Origin of the sequence: Chryseobacterium soldanellicola, from assembly GCF_900100115.1 — a bacterium.
Taxonomy (GTDB): domain Bacteria; phylum Bacteroidota; class Bacteroidia; order Flavobacteriales; family Weeksellaceae; genus Chryseobacterium; species Chryseobacterium soldanellicola.
Genome location: NZ_FNKL01000003.1, coordinates 602,671 through 624,575, shown reverse-complemented (window position 1 = coordinate 624,575; position 21,905 = coordinate 602,671). Strand labels below are relative to the sequence as shown.

The 21,905-nt window shown below is 36.2% G+C and carries 17 protein-coding genes and 1 tRNA gene; 6 read left to right on the top strand and 12 right to left on the bottom strand.

What is annotated here, in order from left to right:
• The first annotated feature begins 222 nt into the window (after positions 1-222).
• Both BLT04_RS12395 and BLT04_RS12390 read left to right on the top strand, forming a co-directional pair.
• Positions 223-3,987 (top strand): fibronectin type III domain-containing protein, encoded by a 3,765-nt coding sequence (locus tag BLT04_RS12395; RefSeq protein ID WP_089756114.1) that lies wholly within the window; start codon positions 223-225, stop codon positions 3,985-3,987.
• Between the two features lie 684 nt (positions 3,988-4,671).
• Positions 4,672-5,424: a hypothetical protein gene (locus tag BLT04_RS12390; RefSeq protein WP_089756113.1), complete on the top strand. Its 753-nt coding sequence runs from the start codon at positions 4,672-4,674 to the stop codon at positions 5,422-5,424.
• A 95-nt stretch (positions 5,425-5,519) separates the two neighbouring features.
• Here the strand turns inward: BLT04_RS12390 and BLT04_RS12385 are convergent.
• The 4 genes from BLT04_RS12385 to folB form a co-directional block, all read right to left on the bottom strand.
• Positions 5,520-5,590, bottom strand: a tRNA-Cys gene (locus BLT04_RS12385).
• 60 nt (positions 5,591-5,650) lie between these two features.
• The gene (locus BLT04_RS12380) at positions 5,651-6,160 is read right to left on the bottom strand and encodes an RDD family protein (protein ID WP_089756112.1); all 510 of its coding nucleotides are present in this window, start codon (positions 6,158-6,160) and stop codon (positions 5,651-5,653) included.
• A gap of 6 nt (positions 6,161-6,166) precedes the next feature.
• Complete coding sequence (locus BLT04_RS12375; protein WP_089756111.1) at positions 6,167-7,531, bottom strand: DUF4403 family protein; 1,365 nt, start codon at positions 7,529-7,531, stop codon at positions 6,167-6,169.
• Between the two features lie 35 nt (positions 7,532-7,566).
• Positions 7,567-7,935, bottom strand: coding sequence for a dihydroneopterin aldolase (gene folB, locus BLT04_RS12370; RefSeq protein WP_089756110.1), 369 nt, complete (start codon positions 7,933-7,935; stop codon positions 7,567-7,569).
• Positions 7,936-7,997: 62 nt separating this feature from the next.
• On the opposite strand from folB, the gene BLT04_RS18760 reads away from it, so the two are divergent.
• Complete coding sequence (locus BLT04_RS18760; protein ID WP_139166244.1) at positions 7,998-8,183, top strand: bacteriocin-like protein; 186 nt, start codon at positions 7,998-8,000, stop codon at positions 8,181-8,183.
• A gap of 21 nt (positions 8,184-8,204) precedes the next feature.
• Positions 8,205-8,414: a bacteriocin-like protein gene (locus BLT04_RS12365; RefSeq protein WP_089756109.1), complete on the top strand. Its 210-nt coding sequence runs from the start codon at positions 8,205-8,207 to the stop codon at positions 8,412-8,414.
• Between the two features lie 34 nt (positions 8,415-8,448).
• Here the strand turns inward: BLT04_RS12365 and nadA are convergent, their stop codons facing one another.
• The 3 genes from nadA to BLT04_RS12350 all read right to left on the bottom strand — a co-directional run bounded on the left by nadA (position 8,449) and on the right by BLT04_RS12350 (position 11,086).
• A complete protein-coding gene (nadA, locus tag BLT04_RS12360; protein WP_089756108.1) occupies positions 8,449-9,468 on the bottom strand; it encodes a quinolinate synthase NadA in 1,020 nt (339 codons plus the stop codon).
• Positions 9,469-9,559: 91 nt separating this feature from the next.
• Positions 9,560-10,132, bottom strand: a complete 573-nt coding sequence (gene gmk, locus BLT04_RS12355; protein ID WP_089756107.1) for a guanylate kinase — start codon at positions 10,130-10,132, stop codon at positions 9,560-9,562.
• Positions 10,133-10,228: 96 nt separating this feature from the next.
• Positions 10,229-11,086, bottom strand: a complete 858-nt coding sequence (locus BLT04_RS12350; RefSeq protein ID WP_089756106.1) for a YicC family protein — start codon at positions 11,084-11,086, stop codon at positions 10,229-10,231.
• A gap of 389 nt (positions 11,087-11,475) precedes the next feature.
• On the opposite strand from BLT04_RS12350, the gene miaA reads away from it, so the two are divergent.
• Positions 11,476-12,396 carry a tRNA (adenosine(37)-N6)-dimethylallyltransferase MiaA gene (miaA, locus tag BLT04_RS12345; protein ID WP_089756105.1) on the top strand — a complete coding sequence of 307 codons (921 nt, stop codon included), beginning with the start codon at positions 11,476-11,478 and terminating at the stop codon, positions 12,394-12,396.
• Between the two features lie 334 nt (positions 12,397-12,730).
• Here the strand turns inward: miaA and BLT04_RS12340 are convergent, their stop codons facing one another.
• The 4 genes from BLT04_RS12340 to BLT04_RS12325 form a co-directional block, all read right to left on the bottom strand.
• Entirely contained in the window at positions 12,731-14,143 is a 1,413-nt protein-coding gene (locus tag BLT04_RS12340) for an efflux transporter outer membrane subunit (protein ID WP_089756104.1), read from the bottom strand.
• Between the two features lie 160 nt (positions 14,144-14,303).
• On the bottom strand, positions 14,304-17,486 hold the full coding sequence (locus tag BLT04_RS12335; RefSeq protein WP_089756103.1) for an efflux RND transporter permease subunit: 3,183 nt from the start codon (positions 17,484-17,486) through the stop codon (positions 14,304-14,306).
• A gap of 167 nt (positions 17,487-17,653) precedes the next feature.
• Positions 17,654-18,814, bottom strand: a complete 1,161-nt coding sequence (locus BLT04_RS12330; protein WP_089756102.1) for an efflux RND transporter periplasmic adaptor subunit — start codon at positions 18,812-18,814, stop codon at positions 17,654-17,656.
• Positions 18,815-19,169: 355 nt separating this feature from the next.
• The gene (locus BLT04_RS12325) at positions 19,170-19,766 is read right to left on the bottom strand and encodes a TetR/AcrR family transcriptional regulator (protein WP_089756101.1); all 597 of its coding nucleotides are present in this window, start codon (positions 19,764-19,766) and stop codon (positions 19,170-19,172) included.
• Between the two features lie 299 nt (positions 19,767-20,065).
• On the opposite strand from BLT04_RS12325, the gene BLT04_RS12320 reads away from it, so the two are divergent.
• A complete protein-coding gene (locus BLT04_RS12320; RefSeq protein WP_089756100.1) occupies positions 20,066-20,620 on the top strand; it encodes a thioredoxin family protein in 555 nt (184 codons plus the stop codon).
• Positions 20,621-20,925: 305 nt separating this feature from the next.
• Here BLT04_RS12320 and BLT04_RS12315 read toward each other — a convergent pair whose 3' ends face one another.
• Entirely contained in the window at positions 20,926-21,825 is a 900-nt protein-coding gene (locus BLT04_RS12315) for an AraC family transcriptional regulator (RefSeq protein WP_089756099.1), read from the bottom strand.
• Between the last annotated feature and the right edge of the window lie 80 nt (positions 21,826-21,905).

Genomic DNA, 21,905 nt, shown 5'->3' with positions numbered 1-21,905 from the left:
AATTAATAATTATTTATCTCTTTCGCTGATCTTGTAATTATGTGTAAAAATATGATTGATTTTATTAGAAATAATGTGTTAAATTATTCATAAACACTAAGTTATTGCTAAATCATTGTTTAAATAAAATTTGCGCAAAAAAAAGAAAATATATACTAAATATGTTCAAAAAACGATTTAGATTTGTACGATTAATATAAAATAATGATAACTGATTGACTTATGAAGAAATTTTCTACTTTTTTAGTACTTCTTCTGTGTTTGATAAACGTAGGTTTCATTTCGAATCTCTACGGTCAGGCACCAGCAACATTACCGTATTTTCAGGACTTCAATACAGCGAATGATCTTACGATTGTAAACGGTACACAGGTCAACAAATGGGCTTATGGCCCTGTAGTTGGTAACAGTGGCAGTTCTATTTACATTTCGAATGATAATGGAGCGACAAACGGGTATGATGTGAATACAACAAGTACGGTACAGGCTTACAGAGATCTTACGATTCCTGCAGGATCTACAACGGCTTATCTTTCATTTGACTGGAAAGCCGGGGGAGAAAGTACATTCGATTTTTTAAGAGTATGGATGGTACCTGCAACTTATACGCCCACTGCCGGGACTCAGATTACGGCAGGAGCGGGAAGAATTCAAATCGGGGGTAACTTTAACCAGCAGACCTCTTGGCAGAATTACCTTAATACAACGGTAAACGTAAGTACTTTTGCAGGCTCAACAATGCGTTTGGTTTTTGAATGGAAAAATGATAACAGCGCCGGAACACAACCACCGGTTTCTGTGGATAATATTTCGTTTTTAGTTCCGACATGTATGGTTCCTACTGCGCCGGCTACTTCTGCAATAACATCCAACAGTGCTACATTGGGATGGACGGCAGCTTCTCCTGCGCCAGGAAACGGATACCAGTATTATTACAATACGACAAACACACCTCCGACTTCTGCAACTGTGGGAACTGCAGTGGCAGGAACAAGTGTAGGCTTAACGCTTCTTACGCCAAATACAACGTATTACTGGTGGGTGCGTTCAATCTGTAGCCCGACAGATAATAGTATCTGGACAGCCGGTCCGAGCTTTACAACAACACAGATCCCAGCAACGCTTCCTTATACACAGGATTTTACAACAGCAAATGATTTAGGATTCACAAGCGGTACTCAGGTTAATAAATGGGCCTATGGTACTGCAGCAGGAAATCCTTCAAAATCTATTTATATTTCAAATGATAATGGAGTAACCAACGGTTATAACCTTTCATCAACAAGTACAGTTCATGCGTACAGAGATATAGCGATTCCTGCGGGAACGACTACTACAATGCTTACTTTTGACTGGAGAGCAGACGGAGAAAGTTCTTTTGATTACTTAAGAGTTTGGTTGGTTCCGGCTTCATTTCAGCCCGTTGCAGGAACTCAGATTACTGCGGGAGCGGGAAGAGTGCAGGTTGGAGGTAACTTCAATCAACAGGGAACCTGGCAGACCTACCTGAATACAGGTTTAAACCTAAGTGCTTTCGCAGGTACAACAATGCGTTTGGTTTTCGAATGGAGAAACGACGGCAGTGGCGGTACTCCTCCTCCGGGAGCGATTGATAATATTAATTTATCTATTCCTACTTGTTTTGTGCCTACAGCGATGGCGACATCTGCCATTACAGCTACAACGGCTACATTAGGTTGGACGGCTCCGACGCAAACGCCAGGAAACGGATATCAGTATTATGTAAGTACTACGAATACGCCTCCGACTCCTGCTACAACGGGAACAGCAGTGGCGGGGACGACTGCCAACTTAACGCTTCTTACTGCGAATACAACGTATTTCTGGTGGGTACGCTCAGTTTGTAGCCCGACAGACAAAAGTATTTGGGTAGCAGGTCCTAATTTTACGACAACGCAGATCCCGGCGACAATTCCTTATGTTCAGAATTTTTCTACGACGAATGATTTAGGATTTACAAGCGGTTCTCAGGTTAACAAATGGGCCTATGGTAATGCAACAGGAAATCCTGCCAATTCTATCTATATTTCAAATGATGGAGGAACGACCAACGGATATAATCTTTCTTCAACAAGCACAGTACATGCCTACAGAGATATTGCCGTGCCTGCGGGAACTACCATTGCTACTTTAGGATTTGACTGGAAAGCGGATGGTGAAAGTTCTTTTGACTACTTAAGAGTTTGGTTGGTTCCGGCATCTTTTACACCGGTTGCAGGAACTCAGATTACTGCGGGAGCAGGAAGAATTCAGATCGGAGCAAATTATAACCAGCAAACAACCTGGCAGTCTTATTTGAATGCAGCTCAAAACTTAAGCACTTTCGCAGGTTCAACAATGCGTTTGGTGTTTGAATGGAGAAATGACGGTAGTGGTGGTACGCCTCCTCCTGCTGCTGTTGATAATATAAAAGTATTAATTTGCAGTAATGTAACTCCTACGGTAACAGTAAGTGCTGTTACTCATAATGCAGCAACTTTAACCTGGAATCAGGATAGTGGAGGGGCAACTTATTCTATCAGATACAGACCTGTAGGCACTACAACATGGTCTACAACCACTGTAGCTGCTTCACCTTATCCGGCAACAACGAATACCTATAACTTAACAGGCTTGCTTTCTGCAACATTATATGAAGTAGAAGTAGCGGCAGTTTGTAATACAAATATCGGAACGTATGCCCATAAAGAGTTTACAACAAGATGTGATCCTACACCTCCGAATGTAACGGTTAGTAACATTACTACGAATTCGGCATTGATCACTTGGGCTCCGCTTGCAGCCAGCTCAACCTATTATATGAGATACAGAGTGGTAGGTGCCCCTACATGGAGTGCAAATATTGCTTTACCGGCAGCGCCTACAAATACGTATTCTCTTACTGGTTTAACAGTTTATACTACTTATGAGGTTCAGATCGCGAACATGTGTAATAACGAAAACACACTGAATCCTTGGTCTAATCCTAAAGTATTTACAACAGAAAGAACTTGTGATATTCCGCCTCCAGGATTAACAATTACGAATTTAACTCCGACAAGTGCAGTTGTAATCTGGGATGCATTCCCGGGAGCGACTTATATTTTAAGATATAGAAAAGTAGGTATTCCGAGCTGGACAAACCTTCCGGTATCGACAAATACGGTAACGCTTACAGGATTAATTGAATTAACGAAATATGAAATGCAGGTGGTAAACGTATGTAGCGGAACTCCGGGTACTTATACGCAGCCTTACCTGTTTACTACCCCAACAGTTGTTTACTGCCCAATGGCCTCAAATAGCGCAGCCGGGGAGCATATTTCAAAAGTAACTGTGAAGCCAAACGGTAAACCTGTTATGGAAAATCCTTCAGGACCGTCAACTTATACAGATTATACAGGTAATTCAGCTACATTTATTGAATTGGTGCAAGGTACTTCAGGAAACGAAATTTCTATCGAGAAATCAAGCGGCAGTAATAGTGAAGGAGTAGCTGTGTGGATTGATTTCGACAGAAACGGAACTTTTGATATCAATGAAAGAATCTATGCTTCAGGCCCGAATACGACTACTCCTGTTTCAGGAACATTCAGTGTGCCAGCAGATGCATTTGTAAGCTCTTCAAGCTTTAAATATGTTGTAATGAGAGTGGCAATGCAGAGAGATGGTATTCCTGTGAATTGTACAGGCTTTGCAAATGGTGAAGTTGAGGATTATACCGTGAAGATTTCTAAAAAACCACTTCCTAATCTTGTAGATGAGGACGCAATTGTTATCTATCCGAATCCGGTAGCCACGATATTAAACGTTAAAAATATTGGCAAAAGAGCTCAGTATAAAATGTATAATGCGGCAGGACAATTGGTGTCAAACGGCATTATCTTAAACAATAAGATCGACGTAAGCAAGCTGATAAGTGGAGTGTATGTAATAGACATAGACGATAACGGGACAACTGTTCAGAAGAAATTTATCAAGCAATAACAAATACTTTAATAACTAAAATAAGCTCTCAGAAATGAGAGCTTATTTTTTTACAATTAAGGATAGAAGATTTTGAAGTTATGAAGCTGATTTACATTTTAAGATTCTGCCTGATCAAAGAAACAGCACAAATATTTGTACAGGCTCGAATGCTTTTATTTTCTCCTATTTACCATGTTCCACAATTGCAATTAAAGTCGCCACTTATTTTTTAATCAGTTCTTGACAGATTTAAGAATAAAATCTCTTTTGTTTTAAACAAAGAAAAAGAGATAAAGCCTAATTCGCAAAATAGAACTAGCAAGTGGGTATTTTTAGTTAATAAGTGTTATAATTAAGGCTAATTGATGTAATTAATGTTAACGATAGATATTGATACGGGAAACATTTCTTACATTTGCGGTCACTCATGTTTAATTTGAGTTTTCATGGTTATTAGTTTTTAGTCCTCGTAGCAATACGGGGACTTTTTGTTTGGTGTGAAAGTATGATAAGGTTGGAGAAATTTGCCAAAAAGCTATAAAAACTTAGGGATGCTAAATAATAGAATTTGAAATTTTAATGCAAAAACTTAAATTAAGATCAGAGATATCGTAATGATAGTTTTTGGGGTATTTGATCGATCAAGGATATCCTTGTTTTTTGAGGATGCTTTTTTATTATATTTGAGAAAACTAATAGATTATGGAATATAAACAAAAGCTTAAAGATTTAGATTATAGTAATGTAAATAATTTTTTAAGCGAAAAAGCACTTAATTTTGGCAATAGAACAGTCGTAACTTCTGCTGCAATCATCTTAATATCACTTAATTTTTTATCAATAGAGATTTTAGAGTTTGAAGGAATAAGTGGCAAAGTTAATACAACAATAATTATACTTGTATCGTTAATCGTTAACTTCTATTACTATCAACAATTTATCATTGCGTTAAGGATAGACGAAAATAAATACAAGGCACCGGATGAGTATACGCAATTTGGAGAAGATATTAAAACTATTTCAGAACCCTTTAAGTCTATATTGCCTGAATATGTAAAGAAAGCAAAGGAAATACAAGAAAAGGTTTCTGATCCAAATATAACTGCAGAAGAAGCGATGGAATTAAATATTGAAGCTAAAATTAATTATGAAGAGCTAATAAAAATACAACAATCTATTGAAAAAACTGAAAAAGCTTTGATTGCAGATAATATCAAAGCAAGAGAATTTGACAATCTCACAAATAAATACAACAATCTAAATGCAAATATGCCTAGGTGGATATATTTTTTAGGATTAATTTCAGTGATTATAAGATTTATAATATTCACATATCAAGTATATGATACACAAGATCATCCATTTGATTACATGATTAAAAACGAGATGAATTATTATAAAGTGATTTTTGAAAATAAAGACATTGATAGGTTAAACAATAAAACATCTCCTTAATTGCAACTTTATTTATTTTCCTTGAAAAAGATATTTACTGTTCTTAATCAGTTTCAAAAACAAAAAAACCTCCAATCATAGATCAGAGGTTTTTGAGGTACCTAGCGGATTCGAACCGCTGTAGATGGTGTTGCAGACCACTGCCTAGCCGCTCGGCCAAAGTACCATGGTTTACCATTTTTGAGGTGTGCAAATATAATAAAATATATTACTTTACAAAAGCTTTTTAAAAATTTTCTTTAGTTCCCAGGCTGTTTATCTCGTCTTTTGCCTGGCTTTCAGCCTTATAATTTTTTATATTGATCACTCTTGTATTGCTCCAGTTGTCGTGCCATCCGTTTTCACCGAAAAAAGAAAAAGCATCAAAAGGGACAAACCTTGAAATATTTCTGATAAAATAATCCTGGAAAGTAGGTTCTAGGCCATCTGTGCTAATAACTTTAGTGCCTGTAATATATTTCCCTACAGTTCTGCCTTTTGTAAAATATTCCATTAAAAGGAGATATAGAAAATAAACAAAAGAAGTGAGCACAATATCCTGAAGTTTGCTCATGCCAGCCAATTCATCAGTAAGATTCGAAAAGAATTCTATGTTTAATAATTCATAAGTAAGCGCAGAAAATATTCCAAAAAAGAAAAACAAAGCATACACTACAATTCTGTCAATGATCAAATGTGCAAATCTAATTCCCAGTGAAGCCTTGTTGCTTTCTACGATTTTTAATAGTTTTTTCATGTTTATTTATAATCCGTTTATTATTAGTTTTAAAGTTGCGTTTGTGTCAATAACAGCTGTAATTCCAGTAGAACTTAAAAGAATCTTTGTGGGTTTTAAATTAAAGACTTTCCCGTTCATTTTTAGACCTTTATAATATTCTTTGTTAAAGGCTTCTTCGATGCTTTTTTTAGAGTTGTCTTCCAGTTCTTGAGTAGGAATTCCGTATTCTTCTTCGATCATCTTTACAATTTTTCCCTGGAATAGGAGAGAAGCAGTTTTTTGAAGAATATTTAATGTTTTTAACTTAAACTTGGTGTTTGACAGCACAATTTTCTTTTTTACCTCATCATACACCGGAATCCCGGAAATAATAGAAGTTCCTTTCACATAACCTTCTGTTTGAGCTTCAATTACAATTCTGTCATCAATGCCGAATACCCTGATATCGGAGACTTTAACCTTTGAACCTTTTACATCAAATTCTTTTCCTAAAAAAGTTTTTCTGGCAATGGCACTGGCTTCTGTAAAAGGAATATTAGCTGTCGTTTGCAATGAAAATTGATCCGCTAAAACAGGAATTGAGTTAAAATTTGTTGCTGATTTTACAGGCTGCGAAGCTGCCGGTTTACTCCCCGTAAAAGTTTCGGAATACACATCAATCCCAATATTGGTATCGATTTGGTTACCGTAAAATTTCAGCGGGGTGATATTGATGGTAATAGGCGTTACTTTCAACCATGTATTATATTCTTCCGAAATATTAAAAGGCTGGTTAAAAATATTCCATGCCATGACCGTATATTGCTGGAAATTTAACTGAGCTGCCATTTGCTGATCGATGGTTTTGCAAAATTTTTCCTGTTGTTCTTTCAAACTCTTTTCAACTAAAGAAGTAATTGGAATTTTGATTTTTCCATAATCCAAAACAGGCTTTGTTACCCATTTGAATCCATTTGGTTGAGTATTTGTTGAGATTGTCCAGTTATTTTTAAAGCTTAAGGTCGTGTTAAAAGACATCACCGTTTCAAAAGTTGTGTTCTGATACGTGTAAACGCCCAATGTCCCGATGCCCTTTTCTGCCCAGATTTTTAAAGGAACTTCGATCAAAATATTTTGACTTGTTCCTCCAACTAATCGAATGGGACGGGTTTTCCAGACTTTTACCTTAAACTGATCATCGTTGTTATCGGTGTAAGAATCGTCCTGATAAACCAAATCTTTCACGGAAGCATTGATCATATTGCTAATCTCCGAAAGAGGAATCGTTACAGGCATCGTAATGCTCGATTTTATCTTTGGAAAGTCGTAGGTGGCTAATTGATTATCATTGTTCTTTTGTCCGAAAGTATTGATAAACAGTAGTATAAATAATATTTTAATGAATTTCAATTGTGTATATTTTTAAGAAGCGAAAATAAGAATAATTAATTTTCCGGTTTGAAACTTTTTTCAAGCTCAATGCTTGCGCCGGTCATTTCGCCCTGCATGGGTGGAGCTGTTTTGGTGATTTTTAATTTAATATAAGAAATTTCGGAAAATTTTTCATGAATTTTAGAAATGATTCTTCCTGCAACGTGTTCTAATAATTTAGACTTAATTTTCATTTCATTTTGCAGGATCTCATTAATGTCGGCATAACTTATCGTGTCTTGAAGATCGTCTGTTTCTGCAGCTTTCCAAAGATCGGTATGAAGTTCTGCGTTGATTATATAATACGTACCAATGATATTCTCCTCAGGAAGAACACCATGATAGGCGTAAATTTTCACGTTTTCGAGAAATATTTTACTCATATGTTTTATTTTGAATAACAAAAGTAATATATTTAGAAAGTCAAACAAAAATTAATATTACCATGAAAAATTTAAAAAAATTAAACAGAGAAAATTTAAAATCAATTAATGGAGGAAAATTTACTGATGAGTGCCAAGTCGATTTGGATTGTGGACCAGTTGGTTGTGCATGGTGCACGGATTTAAGAGGGCGTAAGGTTTGCTTTTATTCTATAAACTATCCGTTATGTCCGGATATTAATCCATAATTAAGCAAATTTAATTAGACCATGAAAAATCTTAAAAAACTAAACAGAAAAAGTTTAGAACAGATCAGTGGAGCAGGAGTTCCTCCGATTTCACACTGTAACGGCTGTCCGACAGGTGCTTTTGGGCCCAATGATATACATTCTTGTGAAGCATATTGGAATCTTCCGGAAACCTGCCGAAAATGTGTACTAGTAAGCATGGAATGTTTTACAATTATTTCTGAACTTTAAAAGAAAAAAGCACTGTAAAAACAGTGCTTTTCATTTATTTTATACTTTTTGAAAGATCAAGCATGGCTTCAATCGGTTTTAAAGCTCTCAAACGAAGTTCTTCATCAATGAGAATCTCAGGAAGCTCATATTTCATACATAAATACAGTTTTTGCATTGTATTACGTTTCATATAAAAGCATTCTGAGCAGTTGCAGCTTTCATCAAAAACCAAAGCAGGAATTAATTCTTTATGAGGAGCACGTTTTCTCATCTCGTGAAGAATTCCTTCTTCTGTTGCGATGATAAATTTCTGAGAGTCATCTTGTTCCACAAAATTTAATAAAGCAGAAGTGGATCCGATGAAATGAGCCAGCTTTAAAACTGCTTCTTCACTTTCCGGATGTGCGATCAGTTTTGCATCAGGATTATCCGCTAATTGCTGGGCAATTCTCTCCATAGAAAATGCTTCATGAACGATACAGCTTCCATCCCATAAAATCATGTCACGACCCGTTTTTTGAGATAAATATCTTCCTAAATTTTTATCCGGAGCGAAGATGATCGGTCGGTCTTTCGGCAAAGCTTCGATTACGGTTTCAGCGTTTGAGCTTGTTACAATAATATCACTTTCTGCCTTTGTTTCCGCGTTACAGTTGATGTATGTTGCGATCAAAGCATTAGGATGCTGTTCACGCATTTTTCTCAAACCTTCTCCCGAACAGCCGTCTGCCAAAGAACATCCTGCCATGGTATCTGGAAGGACAACTTTTTTGGTCGGGTTCAGAATTTTTGCCGCTTCCGCCATAAAATGTACTCCGCAAAATACAATCATATCAGCGTCGGTATCTTTTGCCTGTCTCGCCAACTGCAGGGAATCTCCCAGGAAATCAGCAATATCCTGAATTTCTCCGGGCTGGTAATAATGCGCTAAAATCACCGCATTTTTTTCCTCTTTAAGCTTTAAAATAGCTTTTACCAATTCCTCACCTTCAGGAATGATAAGGTCTTTTATATCTAAATAGCCCTTAACCGGAATCGCAGATTTAGCTCTTTCTAATGTTTCGGTACTCATGTTAATCTCAGTGTTTTTTGATTATAGAAGTTAGAGGTTAGAAATTAGATGTTAGATTTAATCCGGAATTTTCCGGCGTTTTTACTAACTTCTAACTTCCAGTTTCTTCTATAAAATTTTTTATTAAACTTTCTATTTCTTTTTTTGCAATATCCAAATCGGAATTAATCACGATTTTATCAAATTCTTTCGCATAAGACATTTCTTCTTCTGCCTTTTCTACACGGGTTTTAATGGTTTCTGCATCATCTGTATCTCTTGAAATCAATCTTCGTTCCAGCTCTTCGATGGAAGGCGGCTCAATGAAAATTGAAAGCGCTTTTCCCCCAAAATATTTTTTTAAGGAAATTCCGCCTTTTACATCAACATCAAAAATTACCACTTTTCCCTGATTCCAGATCTTTTCAACTTCAGATTTTAAAGTACCGTAGTATTTATCAGTATATACTTCTTCAAATTCTACAAAAGCATCTTCCGCGATTTTCTGTCTGAATTCTTCCGGGCTTAAAAAATGATAATCCACCGCATGCACTTCACTTCCCCTTGGCTGCCTCGTCGTGCAGGAAATTGAAAACTGCAGCTCATCAAATACCTCCAGAGAATGCTTTACCAATGTAGTTTTTCCGCTTCCCGACGGCGCTGAAAATATGATAACTTTATCCATTGTTTAGTTTCGGGTTTCGAGTTCAGGGTTTCGAGTTTTCAGATTCTGTATATTTAATCTCGAAATCTAAAAAACTCGTATCACGAATCTCGTAACTTATAATACGTTTAACGTCTGTTCTTTAATTTTCTCTAAATCATCCTTCATCATGACCACCAGTTTCTGGATTTCGGCATGATTGGCTTTTGAGCCTAATGTATTGATCTCTCTTCCGATTTCCTGAGAAATAAAACCAAGTTTTTTTCCGTTGAAATCTTCATTATCCATTACTTCTTTATAATATTTCAAATGCTGGGCAAGTCTTACTTTTTCTTCCGAAATATCTAATTTCTCTGTAAAATAAGCCATTTCCTGATAAAAACGGGTTTCATCAACATTTTCAAACTCTTTTAATGATTTTTGATAACGTTCTTTTACGCTGATAATTCTTTCCTCTTCAAATGGAATAACCTCAGTAAGATTTCTGTCAATGCTTTGGATATTTCTTTCCAGTTCTTCGTGCAGCGTTTTTCCTTCCGTTCTTCTGAAATCTTCAAACTTATCAATAGCGGCATGAACGATTTTCGCCAAAACCTCCCATTCACCTTCAAGAAGTTCGTCAGGTCTTGAAGTAATTGCGTCTGGAAGTCTGACCGCCATTTTAAGGTATTCAAAATCCGGCCCGTCTGCGGCAATATTACGAAGCTCATTCATGTAAGAATCAATTAAATTTCTGTTGATTTTTACATCATTCGTTTCTTCAAGATTTTCAAGAGAAACGTAGCAGTCTACTTTTCCGCGGATAATTCTGTCATTAAGAATTTTTCTTATTTCGAATTCTTTTTCTTTATATCGTAAAGGGATTTTGATATTTAAATCAAAGCTTTTGCTGTTCAGAGATTTGATATCTATGCAAATCTTTTTACCTTCAAAAACATCTTCGGCTCTGCCGAATCCGGTCATTGATAAAATCATAGTTTTTTATTGTCATACAAAGATAAACATTTCAGTGTATGTGTTCTAAATATATTCAATTTTAACCATAAAAGTAACAAAGAAATAGGTGAAAACATTTAGTTTTAAAAGGGCAAAAAAGTTTACGTTCTATTTTTTCCGAACTTTTAAATATCTAAAAAAGCAAAGAATTTCTTTTATGATTATCTGCTATTTGACATAATTCAAGAATCTTCATAAACTTTGCTGAGTAGAACGCCTTTGCGAACTTAAAAACAGTTAGTAGTTAAAAAAAGTCTTAGCGGACTTTTCGTTAAAAAAACATTACAAGCGGATATTCAGAATTCTTTTGTGCTTTTATGTTGAAAAAAATAAAAATTCAAATTAGCTCAATTTCGTAAATTAGCGCCGTGAAAAAGAAAAATTTGATTTCTGTTGTAGGACCCACCGGAATTGGGAAAACAAGATTGGCGATTGATTTGGCTAAACATTTCGATACGGAAATTGTTTCCTGTGATTCGCGCCAGTTTTTCAGAGAAATGAAAATCGGAACCGCTTCGCCGTCGGAAGAAGAATTGGCGGCGGTACCTCATCATTTTATTGGAAATCTTTCGGTTGAAGACTATTATTCTATCGGGCAATATGAAGAAGATGCTTTAAAAAAGCTCAACGAACTTTTTGAAAATCACGAAACCATTATCCTTGTCGGCGGAAGCATGATGTACGAAAAAGCGGTAATTGAAGGTTTAAATGATTTACCCGAAGCTGATGAAGAAAATCAGAAAAAATTACATGAAATTTTCGAAAACGAAGGAATAGATAAACTTCAGGAAATATTGAAAAACCTTGATCCTGAATATTTTGCTATAGTTGATTTTCATAATCACAGAAGACTTTTACGGGCAATTGATGTGATCTGGCAGACGAATAAAAAATATTCTGAGTTGATTGCAGTTTCACAAGATTCAAGAGATTTTAATGTTATCCGAATCGGAATTGAAGCTCCAAGAGAAGAATTATACGACCGAATCAACAGGAGAGTAGATATGATGATGGAGAAAGGTTTGCTGGATGAAGCGAAAAGTTTGGAAAAATTTAAAGGTTTGACGGCTTTAAATACAGTTGGTTATTCAGAATTATTCAAATATTTTGACGGTGAATGGGATCTGGATTTTGCCGTTTCGGAAATTAAAAAAAACAGCCGGAGATATGCAAAACGTCAACTGACCTGGTATCGGAAAGCGGATGATATTCATTATTTGCAGCTGGGATATTCTCAACAGGATTTTGATGATTTGATTGAATATATTAATGAAGAGTTTCAAAAATAATACAACGTACACTTTGTCATTCCGTAGGAATTTAGGCAACGGTATTTGCAAATAAATCTCTACAAATATAGCTTAGATTCCATTCTCCACTTCTGAACTACGTTCGTAAACCTTCAGTTTATGCTCTGAATGACAAACTTTGTGGATCCTTTTTTTAACAGCATTTTTGTCATTCTGACGAATGAAGAATCTCAGCAAATATTTTATAGATTCTTCACTCCACTTTGTTCCATTCAGAATGACAGAGTGGATAATATTAACGTTAAAAAATTTAATTTTAAACAAAAAATGCGATCCCGAGAGACCGCATTTATTAACAATATAATTTAATTTACTACTTCCAACCGCCACCTAAAGCTCGGTACAAATCAACAATACTGCTTAGTCTCTGTCTTTTTACGGACGCAAGATTCAGTTCAGCCTGTAAAGAATTTCCCTGAGCTGTAATCACTTCTAAGTAATTGGCCAAACCGCCTTTGTAAAGCATTTCGGCACTTTTAATTCCATCTTTTAAAGTTGCAACCTGTTCTGTTGCTTTTTGTTCCTGAACTTTTAAGCTTTCATTTGAAACCAAAGCATCAGAAACTTCACCCACTGCATTTAAAACGGACTGACGGAACGCCAAAACGTTTTTCTCTCTCTGGATTTTAGCAACATTTAAATCCGTTTTTAATTGTCTTTTCTGGAAAATAGGCTGAGTCAATCCTCCTAAAACAGAACCGAACAAAGATGCCGGAATCTGAAACCAGTTATCAATTTTAAATGAATTTACACCTCCGTTTGCCGTAATTTTCAATGAAGGGTACATATTTGCCTGAGCAATTCCTACCATCGCATTGGATTCCAATAAAACCAATTCCTGCTGACGTACATCCGGACGACGGCTTACCATCGCTGCAGGAAGTCCCGCAGAAATTTCCTGTGGTAAAGAAGTGTCGGACATTTCAATCGTTCTGTTGACTTTATTTGGATTTTCACCCACCAAAATACTCAAAGCATTTTCCTGAATGGCAATATTTTGCTCCAATTGAGTGATCAAAAGTTCTGTAGATTGCTTTTGAGCAGTTGCCTGCTGAACTCCCAAAGAAGTTGTATCACCGCTTTGCCACAATTTTTCTGTAAGAGAAAGGGTATTGGTGCTAAGTTCTAAATTTGATTTTGCAATCTGTAACTGTTTATCAAGCATCAATAAATTATAATAACCCTGAGCAATCGCTGCAACAACCTGTGTCTGAATAGCCTTTGTAGCTTCATAAGTCTGCAGATACTGCATTCTTGAAACCTCCTGCTGGTTTTTAATTTTACCCCAAATATCAGCTTCCCAAGACAAATTGAAGGCTGCATTATAATCTTCAACATAGCTTTTTCCTAAAAATAAGTTTAAGCTTTGCCCGTTCATGCTGTTTTTTGACGGTTTTGAAATCTGCGCTGAAACTCCGAAACCTACATCAGGATATTGAAGGTATTTTGCCTGTTTTAGTTTTTCCTGTGAAGAAGCAACTTGTTTTAAAGCAATTTGCAGATCGTAATTGTTTTTAATTCCTTTTTCAATTAAACCTTGTAAAATAGGATCAGTGAAAAATTGTTTCCATTCCAGGTTGGCTACACTCGCTGTATCAGCAGTTGCCGTGTACTGGAATTTTTCCGGGAGCTCGAGGTCCGGCTCCGCATATGCCATTTTTGACACACACGAAACCGCGCCTAAAGCAAATATAAGTGTTAGAAGAAAATTCTTAATTATTTTCATAGTTTTTTAATAACTTTTAATTGAATACAAAACTTTGAGAGGTTTTTGTTTTATGCAAAGAAGTCTTTAGTAGGAGAAAATACTTTGCTTTTTATAATATTAGTTTGAATAGTTGCTTCTCTATTTTTTTTATCTCAAAGTTCTGCATATCATTTTTTTATTAATGAGCAGTTGCTAAAAGCTCGTCTTGCTGTTTTTGCTTAAGCAATCTTTTGTTTTTTCTGCTAGGCATTTTTTCGTGTAAATACTGGAAGATCACATACATTACCGGAATAATGAAAATTCCTAATACAACTCCTGTAAACATTCCTCCAACGGTACTTATGCCGATCGAGTGGTTACCTTTTGCTGCTGCACCTTGTGACCAAACTAGCGGAAGCATACCAATGATGAAGGCAAATGATGTCATCAAAATTGGTCTTAAACGTAATCTTGAAGCCTGAAGTGCAGATTCAATTAATGTTTTTCCTGCTTTTCTTCTTTGTACGGCAAATTCTACAATCAAGATGGCGTTCTTCGCTAATAATCCGACGAGCATGATTAATCCAACCTGAACGTAAATATTATTATCAATTCCAGCCAGTCCTGTGAATGCAAATACCCCGAAAACTCCTGTAGGAATCGTTAAAATAACGGCAAACGGAAGAATATAACTTTCATACTGAGCTGCCAGTAAGAAATACACGAATAAGATACTCAACATGAAAACAAAAGCTGTCTGTCCGCTTGTTTTGATCTCTTCACGGGTAATACCTGTCCATTCATAACCGTAACCTCTCGGAAGTGATTTTTGAGCAACTTCTTCTACCGCTTTAATGGCGTCTCCTGTACTGTAACCAGGTTTCGGAGTTCCGTTAATGGTCACGGCGTTGAATAAGTTATTTCTTGTTACAGTTTCAGGTCCGAAAGTTCTTTTTAAAGTCACTAAAGTCTTTACAGGAACCATTTCACCTGATTTATTTTTAACATAAATCCCTTCCAGAGAATTGGCATCCGTACGATAAGGAACATCTGCCTGAGCCATTACTCTGTAATATTTCCCAAATCTGTTGAAATCTGAAACGAAGCTACTTCCGTAATAAATTTGCATCGTCTGCATTAATTCTGTCACAGAAACTCCCAGCTGATTTGCTTTATCTGAATCTACATCGATCGTATATTGCGGGTTTCCTGCGGCATAAGTTGTAAAGGCAAATGCAATTTCAGGACGTTTCATCAATTCTCCGATAAATGCCTGAGTTGTTGTTCCCAATTGCTCAAACGAACCGCTGGTTTTATCCTGAAGCATAAATTCAAAACCGGAAACGTTACCAAAACCTTGTACCGTAGGGAAGTTGAAGAAGAATGCGCTGGCATCTTTCACTTGTGCTACTTTTCCTGTTAAGGTGGCTGCAATTTGATCTGGATCTTTCATTTCGCCACGTTTGTCATAATCTTTAAGCTTAATGAAACCTGCAGAATATGGAGACGCGTTGGCATTACTGATGAAATTCAGACCATCGGCTACCCAAAGGTGGTTGGTTGCTTTTTCACCATTTACAATCTTATCGATTTGTTCTGTCGCTCTGTGAGTTCTGTCTAATGAACTTCCCGGAGGTGTATTTACCGCATATAAAACGAAACCTTGATCCTCTGTAGGAATAAATCCTGACGGAGCTTTTTTAATTAAGAAAACACTTGCTCCGGTGATTAAAGCTAAACCTGCGATAGCTACCCATTTGTTTTTAATTAAAAATTTAAGGCTGTAAATATATTTTTTAGTCATATTATTAAAGGCTACGTTGAACGCGTTGAAAAACTTCGCTCCAAAACCTTTTTTATGACCGTGATCTCCATGTTCTCCCTGAGGATCATTTAATAATAATGCACAGAGAGCAGGACTTAATGTTAAAGCGTTTACCGCTGAAATCATGATCGCAATTACTAATGTAAAGGCAAACTGTCTGTAGAAAACTCCCGCAGGACCCTGCATGAAGCCAACCGGAATAAACACGGCACACATCACCAATGTAATGGAAATGATCGCACCGGAAATTTCACTCATTGAGCTTGTTGTAGCTTGTTCTACAGGCATTCCCGTATGTTCCATCTTGGAATGGACGGCTTCGACGACGACAATCGCGTCATCCACCACAATACCAATTGCAAGAACCAATGCAAACAAGGTCAACATATTGATGCTGAAACCAAATAACTGAAGGAAGAAAAACGTACCGATAATCGCTACCGGAACCGCAATCGCTGGAATTAAGGTAGATCTGAAATCCTGAAGGAAAATAAATACTACAATAAATACCAGAACAAATGCAATCACTAAAGTTTCTACCACCTGATGAATTGAGGCATCAAGGAAGTCTTTAGAGTTATACATGATGATCGGTTTTACTCCTTTTGGAAGCGTTGTCGAAAACTGATCTACCTGTTTTTCAATTTCTGTCAAGATCTCGTTCGCATTGGAACCTGCAGTTTGAAGGATCGCAAAACCTGCTACAGGCTTACCATCAACTCTATTAGCTGCTGTATATGTATATGAACCGAATTCTACTCTTGCTACATCTTTTAATCTTAAAAATGAACCGTCATTATTGGCTTTAATAGCAATATTTTCGTAGTCTTCGTTTTTATTTAATTTACCTTTATATTTAAGGATGTATTCGTAAGTTTCCTTACTTCCCTGCCCAAGACGTCCCGGAGCAGCTTCAAGGTTGTGATCTTTAATAGCTGTCATCACTTCCTGTGGAGAAAGATTGTTGGCTGCTAATCTGTCTGGCTTTAACCAGATTCTCATTGAATAATCTCTCGTTCCGAACACTTGAGCCTGAGCAACACCCGGAATACGCTGTATCTGCGGAATGATGTTGATCTTAAGGTAGTTTTGGAGGAAAAGCTCATCGTATTGTTTAGGATCATCACTCGAAAGTCCCATAAACATAATCATACTGTTCTGAACTTTCTGTGTCGAGATTCCCGCCTGTACAACTTCCTGAGGAAGCTGGCTCATCGCTTTTGATACACGGTTTTGAACGTTTACGGCTGCATTATCTGCATCTGAACCTTGTTTAAAGAATACGCTCAGAGTCATTGTACCGTCATTACTTGAGTTTGACGTCATGTAAGTCATATTCTCAACACCATTCACCGCCTCTTCAATTGGAACGGCAACCGAACGAGCCACAACTTCCGCATTCGCACCCGGATAAAATGCCGTCACCTGTACGCTTGGTGGCGCAATATCCGGAAACAGGGTAATCGGAAGATTGAAAACCGACAGTGCTCCCAAGAGTAAGAGTATGATGGAGATGACCGTTGAAAGTACCGGTCTTTCTATAAATTGTTTTAACATAAGAAGTTTATTTTTTAATGTTGCTTAAACTTTTTAACCTGAATTTTAAACACTTAAGTTGCTTTAGTTTAATAAAAAGCTTATGTGTTCTTATTATCTCAATGATTAAAATCTTTTGTGGTTAAAAAAGTTTAAACTGTTCTTATAAATTGTCCTGAAAGGATCGTTTACAAAGGTTTTGCTTTAAGCAAGCTATCAGAAGAAATAACTTTTGGCTGAATGGCAACACCGTCTTTCAATGTTCCGATTCCTGTAAATACGATTTTATCTCCCACAGAAAGACCTTCTGAAATGAAGTAATAGCTGTCTGTTTTTCCTGAGATCGTTACAGGTTTTCCGGTTACTTTTTTATCCTTTCCGACTACATAAACGTAAGTTTTGTCTTGTATTTCAAAGGTTGATTCCTGAGGAATAACAAGCGTATTGGTAAATAGCTGAGGCATACGGACTCTACCCGTATTTCCTGTTCTCAGCGTTCCGTTTGCATTCGGGAACACGGCGCGAACGCTTATTGCTCCTGTGCTTTTGTCAAACTGGCCATCAACAATGCTCATCTTTCCTTTTTGAGGATAGGTGCTGTTGTCTGCGATAACCAAATCTACCATTGGCATATTTTTCAGTTTCTCATTTAAAGTTGCTCCGGGATATTTATTCTGAAAAGCAATAAAATCCAGTTCGCTTAAAGAGAAATACGCATAAATTTCACTGATATCAGACAATAAAGTCAATGGACTAGGGTCTGTTCTTGAAATTAAGCTACCTTTTTTATAAGGTATTCTTCCGATATAACCACTTACCGGTGCAGTGATTGTCGTAAATCCTACGTTAATCTTTGCGCCGCCTACTGAAGCTTTAGCCTGTGATGCTGCTGCAACGGCTGCTGCGTAATTGGCTTTTGCAGTTCTCAGTTGTACATCAGAAACTACTTTTGCGGCTACCAAAGGCTGAAGTCTGTCAACTTCTACTTTAGCTTTTTGAATATTGGCATTGGCAACTTGTAAATTAGCCTGAGCCATATTCATTTGTTCGCCGTAAGCTCTTGAGTCAATTTTAAATAAAGGTTGTCCGGCTCTTACGTAAGCGCCTTCTTCTACATAAATTTTATCTAAATATCCATCAACCTGAGATCTGATTTCTACATTGTTTTTTCCTTCCAAAGCAGTCGGGAATTCCTGATAAACAGTAGCAGGAGAGGTGATAACGGTATAAACGGGCAACTCTGGTGCAGGTGGCGCTTGATTTGAATTTTCAGCGGCTTTACTGCAACTTTGTAAAAGGATAATACTAGCAATAAGTACGATGATCCTCGTTTTTCCAGGTATTTTCATTTTAAGTTTAAATTTTTTAATGAAGTGTTGAATTAAATGTGATTGTTTTTCTTTATTATTCTGTTAATTTTTCTAACGGTGTTAATGTTAAGTTCAAAAAAATCCAGAATTATTAATGATTAGTTAAATCGTCATTTTCATAATTGCTATTGTTTTAATGTTGATTTTAAATATAAATGAGGTGTGTGGTGTTATTTTTCCTAACGCTGTTAATGGTAAGGAAAAAAAATGGCAAGAATTATTGTTATAAGATCAGTTTTCATTTTAAGTTTATTTTAAGTTTAAAAAAATTGAATAGTGTTAATTATTCCATGTTACTTTTCCTAACGGTGTTAATTTTTAGTTCAAAAAAAATTTACAAAGACTTAACAAAAGCAGAAACCGTTTCGTCCAAAGTCGTTTTGTTCATCGTAGAAGGAATATCGTCGTTACGCATCATCATAATTGAGATCAACCCATGTACCGCCGAGAACAGGGCGTGAGACATATGACAGGCGTTAGCCGGATTTGATCCGTTTTTCTTAATAATTTCGTATGTACAATCGTACAACATATCTTGAAATGAAGAAAATTCTTCTTTCATCATTCCTTTTCCGCTGCACTGCATTCCGAGCCCGAACATTAGCTGATAATATTCTTTATTTTTAAAAGCAAATTTCCAGTAGGCTTCAACAATTGCAGTCAGCTGCTCTTCCGGAGTTTCAAATTTTCTTTGTGCTTTTAGTAATTCTATATGCAGGCAATGGAAACCGTTCAAAGAAATTTCATACAAAATAGCTTCCTTATTTTCAAAATAGTCGTAAACAACCGGTGCACTATACTCAATAGCATCTGCTATTTTACGAATAGAAAGCGAAGCCCAACCTTCCGTTTTAGCCAAGGAGAAAGCGGCATCCAAAATATTGGCGCGTATTGATTCTTTTTCTCTTTGACGACGTTCATGTAAGCCCATGATTTTTATTTACTAACAGTGTTAGCAAAACTACAAACTTTTACGTATAACTTCCAAACAAATTATAAACTTTAACTGTTATCTAAAGACGTTAGCGAACTGTTATAGGCAAGCTGAATGCCGTAAGAATGGGAGTTTAGAGTGATTATTTTTTAATTATTGTAAAAATTTATGTGTCCAATAGTCTATTTCAATTATGAGATATTTATTTTTTTAAATATATAACCTTCCCTTTCTGCTAAAGGTTCCTTATCATATTACCAAAAGAAATTTTTATCTTTGTGTACAAATAAAAAGATATGAATACTCCCTCAAATATGTTAGCATTGGGTACAAAAGCACCGTTTTTTGAGCTCCCCAACCCATCAAAAAGTAACGAAATTCAGTCATTGGACGATCTGAAAGGAGAAAAAGGCACCTTGGTGATCTTTATGTGCAATCATTGTCCGTTCGTTCTTCATGTAATAGATAAATTACAAGAATTATATGAAGATTATAATGAAAGAGGGATAGAATTTATTGCGATAAACTCGAATGACGTAGAAAAATATCCTGCTGATTCGCCGGAAAAAATGATTGAATTCCAAATTGAAAGGAAATTTGATTTTCCTTATTTATATGATGAAAGCCAGGCCATCGCAAAAGCTTATGACGCAGCTTGTACACCTGATTTTTTCTTCTTTGATGAAAAATTAGACCTTATTTACAGAGGGCAGATGGATGATTCAAGACCCGGAAATCATAAGGATGTTACAGGTGAAGATTTAATTATCGCTTTTGAAAACCTTTTGCTGGGCGAGCCGCAGGAAGAAATTCAAAGACCGAGCATGGGTTGTAATATTAAATGGAAATAATTTTAGGGTGATGGTTGCGGGTTGCCGATTGATAGCTTTGCAATTTGATAATATATAAGCTGTTCTTTGGGACGGCTTTTTTGTTTTCTAATATTTAATCTTGATGTGTATAATTTTTAAACGCAAAGAATTAAAGCTGTATGTTTATTTTGAGAAGGCAAAGGCAATAAATTTGCTTCGCGAAGCGTATGTCTAGCTTCATCAAATCAACTTGTTGATTCAATCTTTGCTCATTTAGAGTAAAAGGGTGTAAAAAATAAAACTTTGCGTTAAAAAAATCTGTGCTATCTACGAGCGATTTAATTTTAAAACTGAGCCTTAACCTTAGCTTCAACCTTCAAATCCACATTCACTTTATTATGCGAAAAGTTTTTAATAAATTCCGAAGGCGTTTTCTCCGTATATTTTTTAAACATCCTATTAAAATAAGTTACATTGTTAAAACCGCAGCTATAGCTGCATTCTGAGATGCTTTTATCCTGTGCCATCAACAGGCAGGCTTTATTGATGCGATACCTGTTCACAAATTCTGTAAACGTAATCTGTGTCGCTTTTTTGAAAAAATTACAGAAAGCAGGCAATGTAAGATTGGCCAGTTGGGCAACATCTTCAATATTAATTTCCTTGTCGTAATGATGCTCAACGTAGGTGAAAATATTTTCCAGACGGGTTTTATTTTTTGAAATAATCGTGTACGGCATGATTTCTTTGTTTAAAAGCTCATAATCGGTACATTTTGAAAGTTCAAACAAAATTTCCAATAAGATCAGATATCTTTTGTATCCTTCCGATTCCAGCAGTAATTTCAGTCTTGGAAGCATCGCTTTTTTAATTTTAGGATGAAATTGAAGTCCATATTTTGAAAGTTCCAGCAGATTTTTAATCGATCTCGCTTCAACTTCCTGTTGCGGAAACTGCAGGATTTCTTCTTTAAACTGCAGCACAATTTCCTCGTGTGGATCAATAGAATTCAATCCAAACCCGGAATGCGGAATATTAGATCCTATCAATACCAGATCACCATTCGTGTAATTGCTTTTATGGTAGCCGACATGGCGTGTTCCGCTCCCGGAAATGACGCACACAAGCTCAATTTCGGGATGATAATGATATTCCCATTTGAATTCTGAAATGGGAGAATTGTTGTGAATCGTGCGAAAAGAGCTCTTTTCATCGGGGATTACCCGTTCAAAGGTAACTTTCATTCAGTTAATCGTATTTTGTTGACTAAAATAATAATTATATTAATATAGTTCAAATATTCATTTACTGTGTTAAATTATTG

Excerpts from the sequence above, each read along its gene's own strand:
- BLT04_RS12320 (WP_089756100.1), top strand. The coding sequence starts at position 20,066 with ATGAATACTCCCTCAAATATGTTAGCATTGGGTACAAAAGCACCGTTT.
- BLT04_RS12350 (WP_089756106.1), bottom strand. The coding sequence starts at position 11,086 with ATGATTTTATCAATGACCGGATTCGGCAGAGCCGAAGATGTTTTTGAA.
- BLT04_RS12315 (WP_089756099.1), bottom strand. The coding sequence starts at position 21,825 with ATGAAAGTTACCTTTGAACGGGTAATCCCCGATGAAAAGAGCTCTTTT.
- BLT04_RS12335 (WP_089756103.1), bottom strand. The coding sequence starts at position 17,486 with ATGTTAAAACAATTTATAGAAAGACCGGTACTTTCAACGGTCATCTCC.
- BLT04_RS12330 (WP_089756102.1), bottom strand. The coding sequence starts at position 18,814 with ATGAAAATACCTGGAAAAACGAGGATCATCGTACTTATTGCTAGTATT.
- gmk (WP_089756107.1), bottom strand. The coding sequence starts at position 10,132 with ATGGATAAAGTTATCATATTTTCAGCGCCGTCGGGAAGCGGAAAAACT.
- nadA (WP_089756108.1), bottom strand. The coding sequence starts at position 9,468 with ATGAGTACCGAAACATTAGAAAGAGCTAAATCTGCGATTCCGGTTAAG.
- folB (WP_089756110.1), bottom strand. The coding sequence starts at position 7,935 with ATGAGTAAAATATTTCTCGAAAACGTGAAAATTTACGCCTATCATGGT.
- BLT04_RS18760 (WP_139166244.1), top strand. The coding sequence starts at position 7,998 with ATGAAAAATTTAAAAAAATTAAACAGAGAAAATTTAAAATCAATTAAT.
- BLT04_RS12395 (WP_089756114.1), top strand. The coding sequence starts at position 223 with ATGAAGAAATTTTCTACTTTTTTAGTACTTCTTCTGTGTTTGATAAAC.
- BLT04_RS12380 (WP_089756112.1), bottom strand. The coding sequence starts at position 6,160 with ATGAAAAAACTATTAAAAATCGTAGAAAGCAACAAGGCTTCACTGGGA.
- BLT04_RS12390 (WP_089756113.1), top strand. The coding sequence starts at position 4,672 with ATGGAATATAAACAAAAGCTTAAAGATTTAGATTATAGTAATGTAAAT.
- BLT04_RS12365 (WP_089756109.1), top strand. The coding sequence starts at position 8,205 with ATGAAAAATCTTAAAAAACTAAACAGAAAAAGTTTAGAACAGATCAGT.
- BLT04_RS12340 (WP_089756104.1), bottom strand. The coding sequence starts at position 14,143 with ATGAAAATAATTAAGAATTTTCTTCTAACACTTATATTTGCTTTAGGC.
- BLT04_RS12325 (WP_089756101.1), bottom strand. The coding sequence starts at position 19,766 with ATGGGCTTACATGAACGTCGTCAAAGAGAAAAAGAATCAATACGCGCC.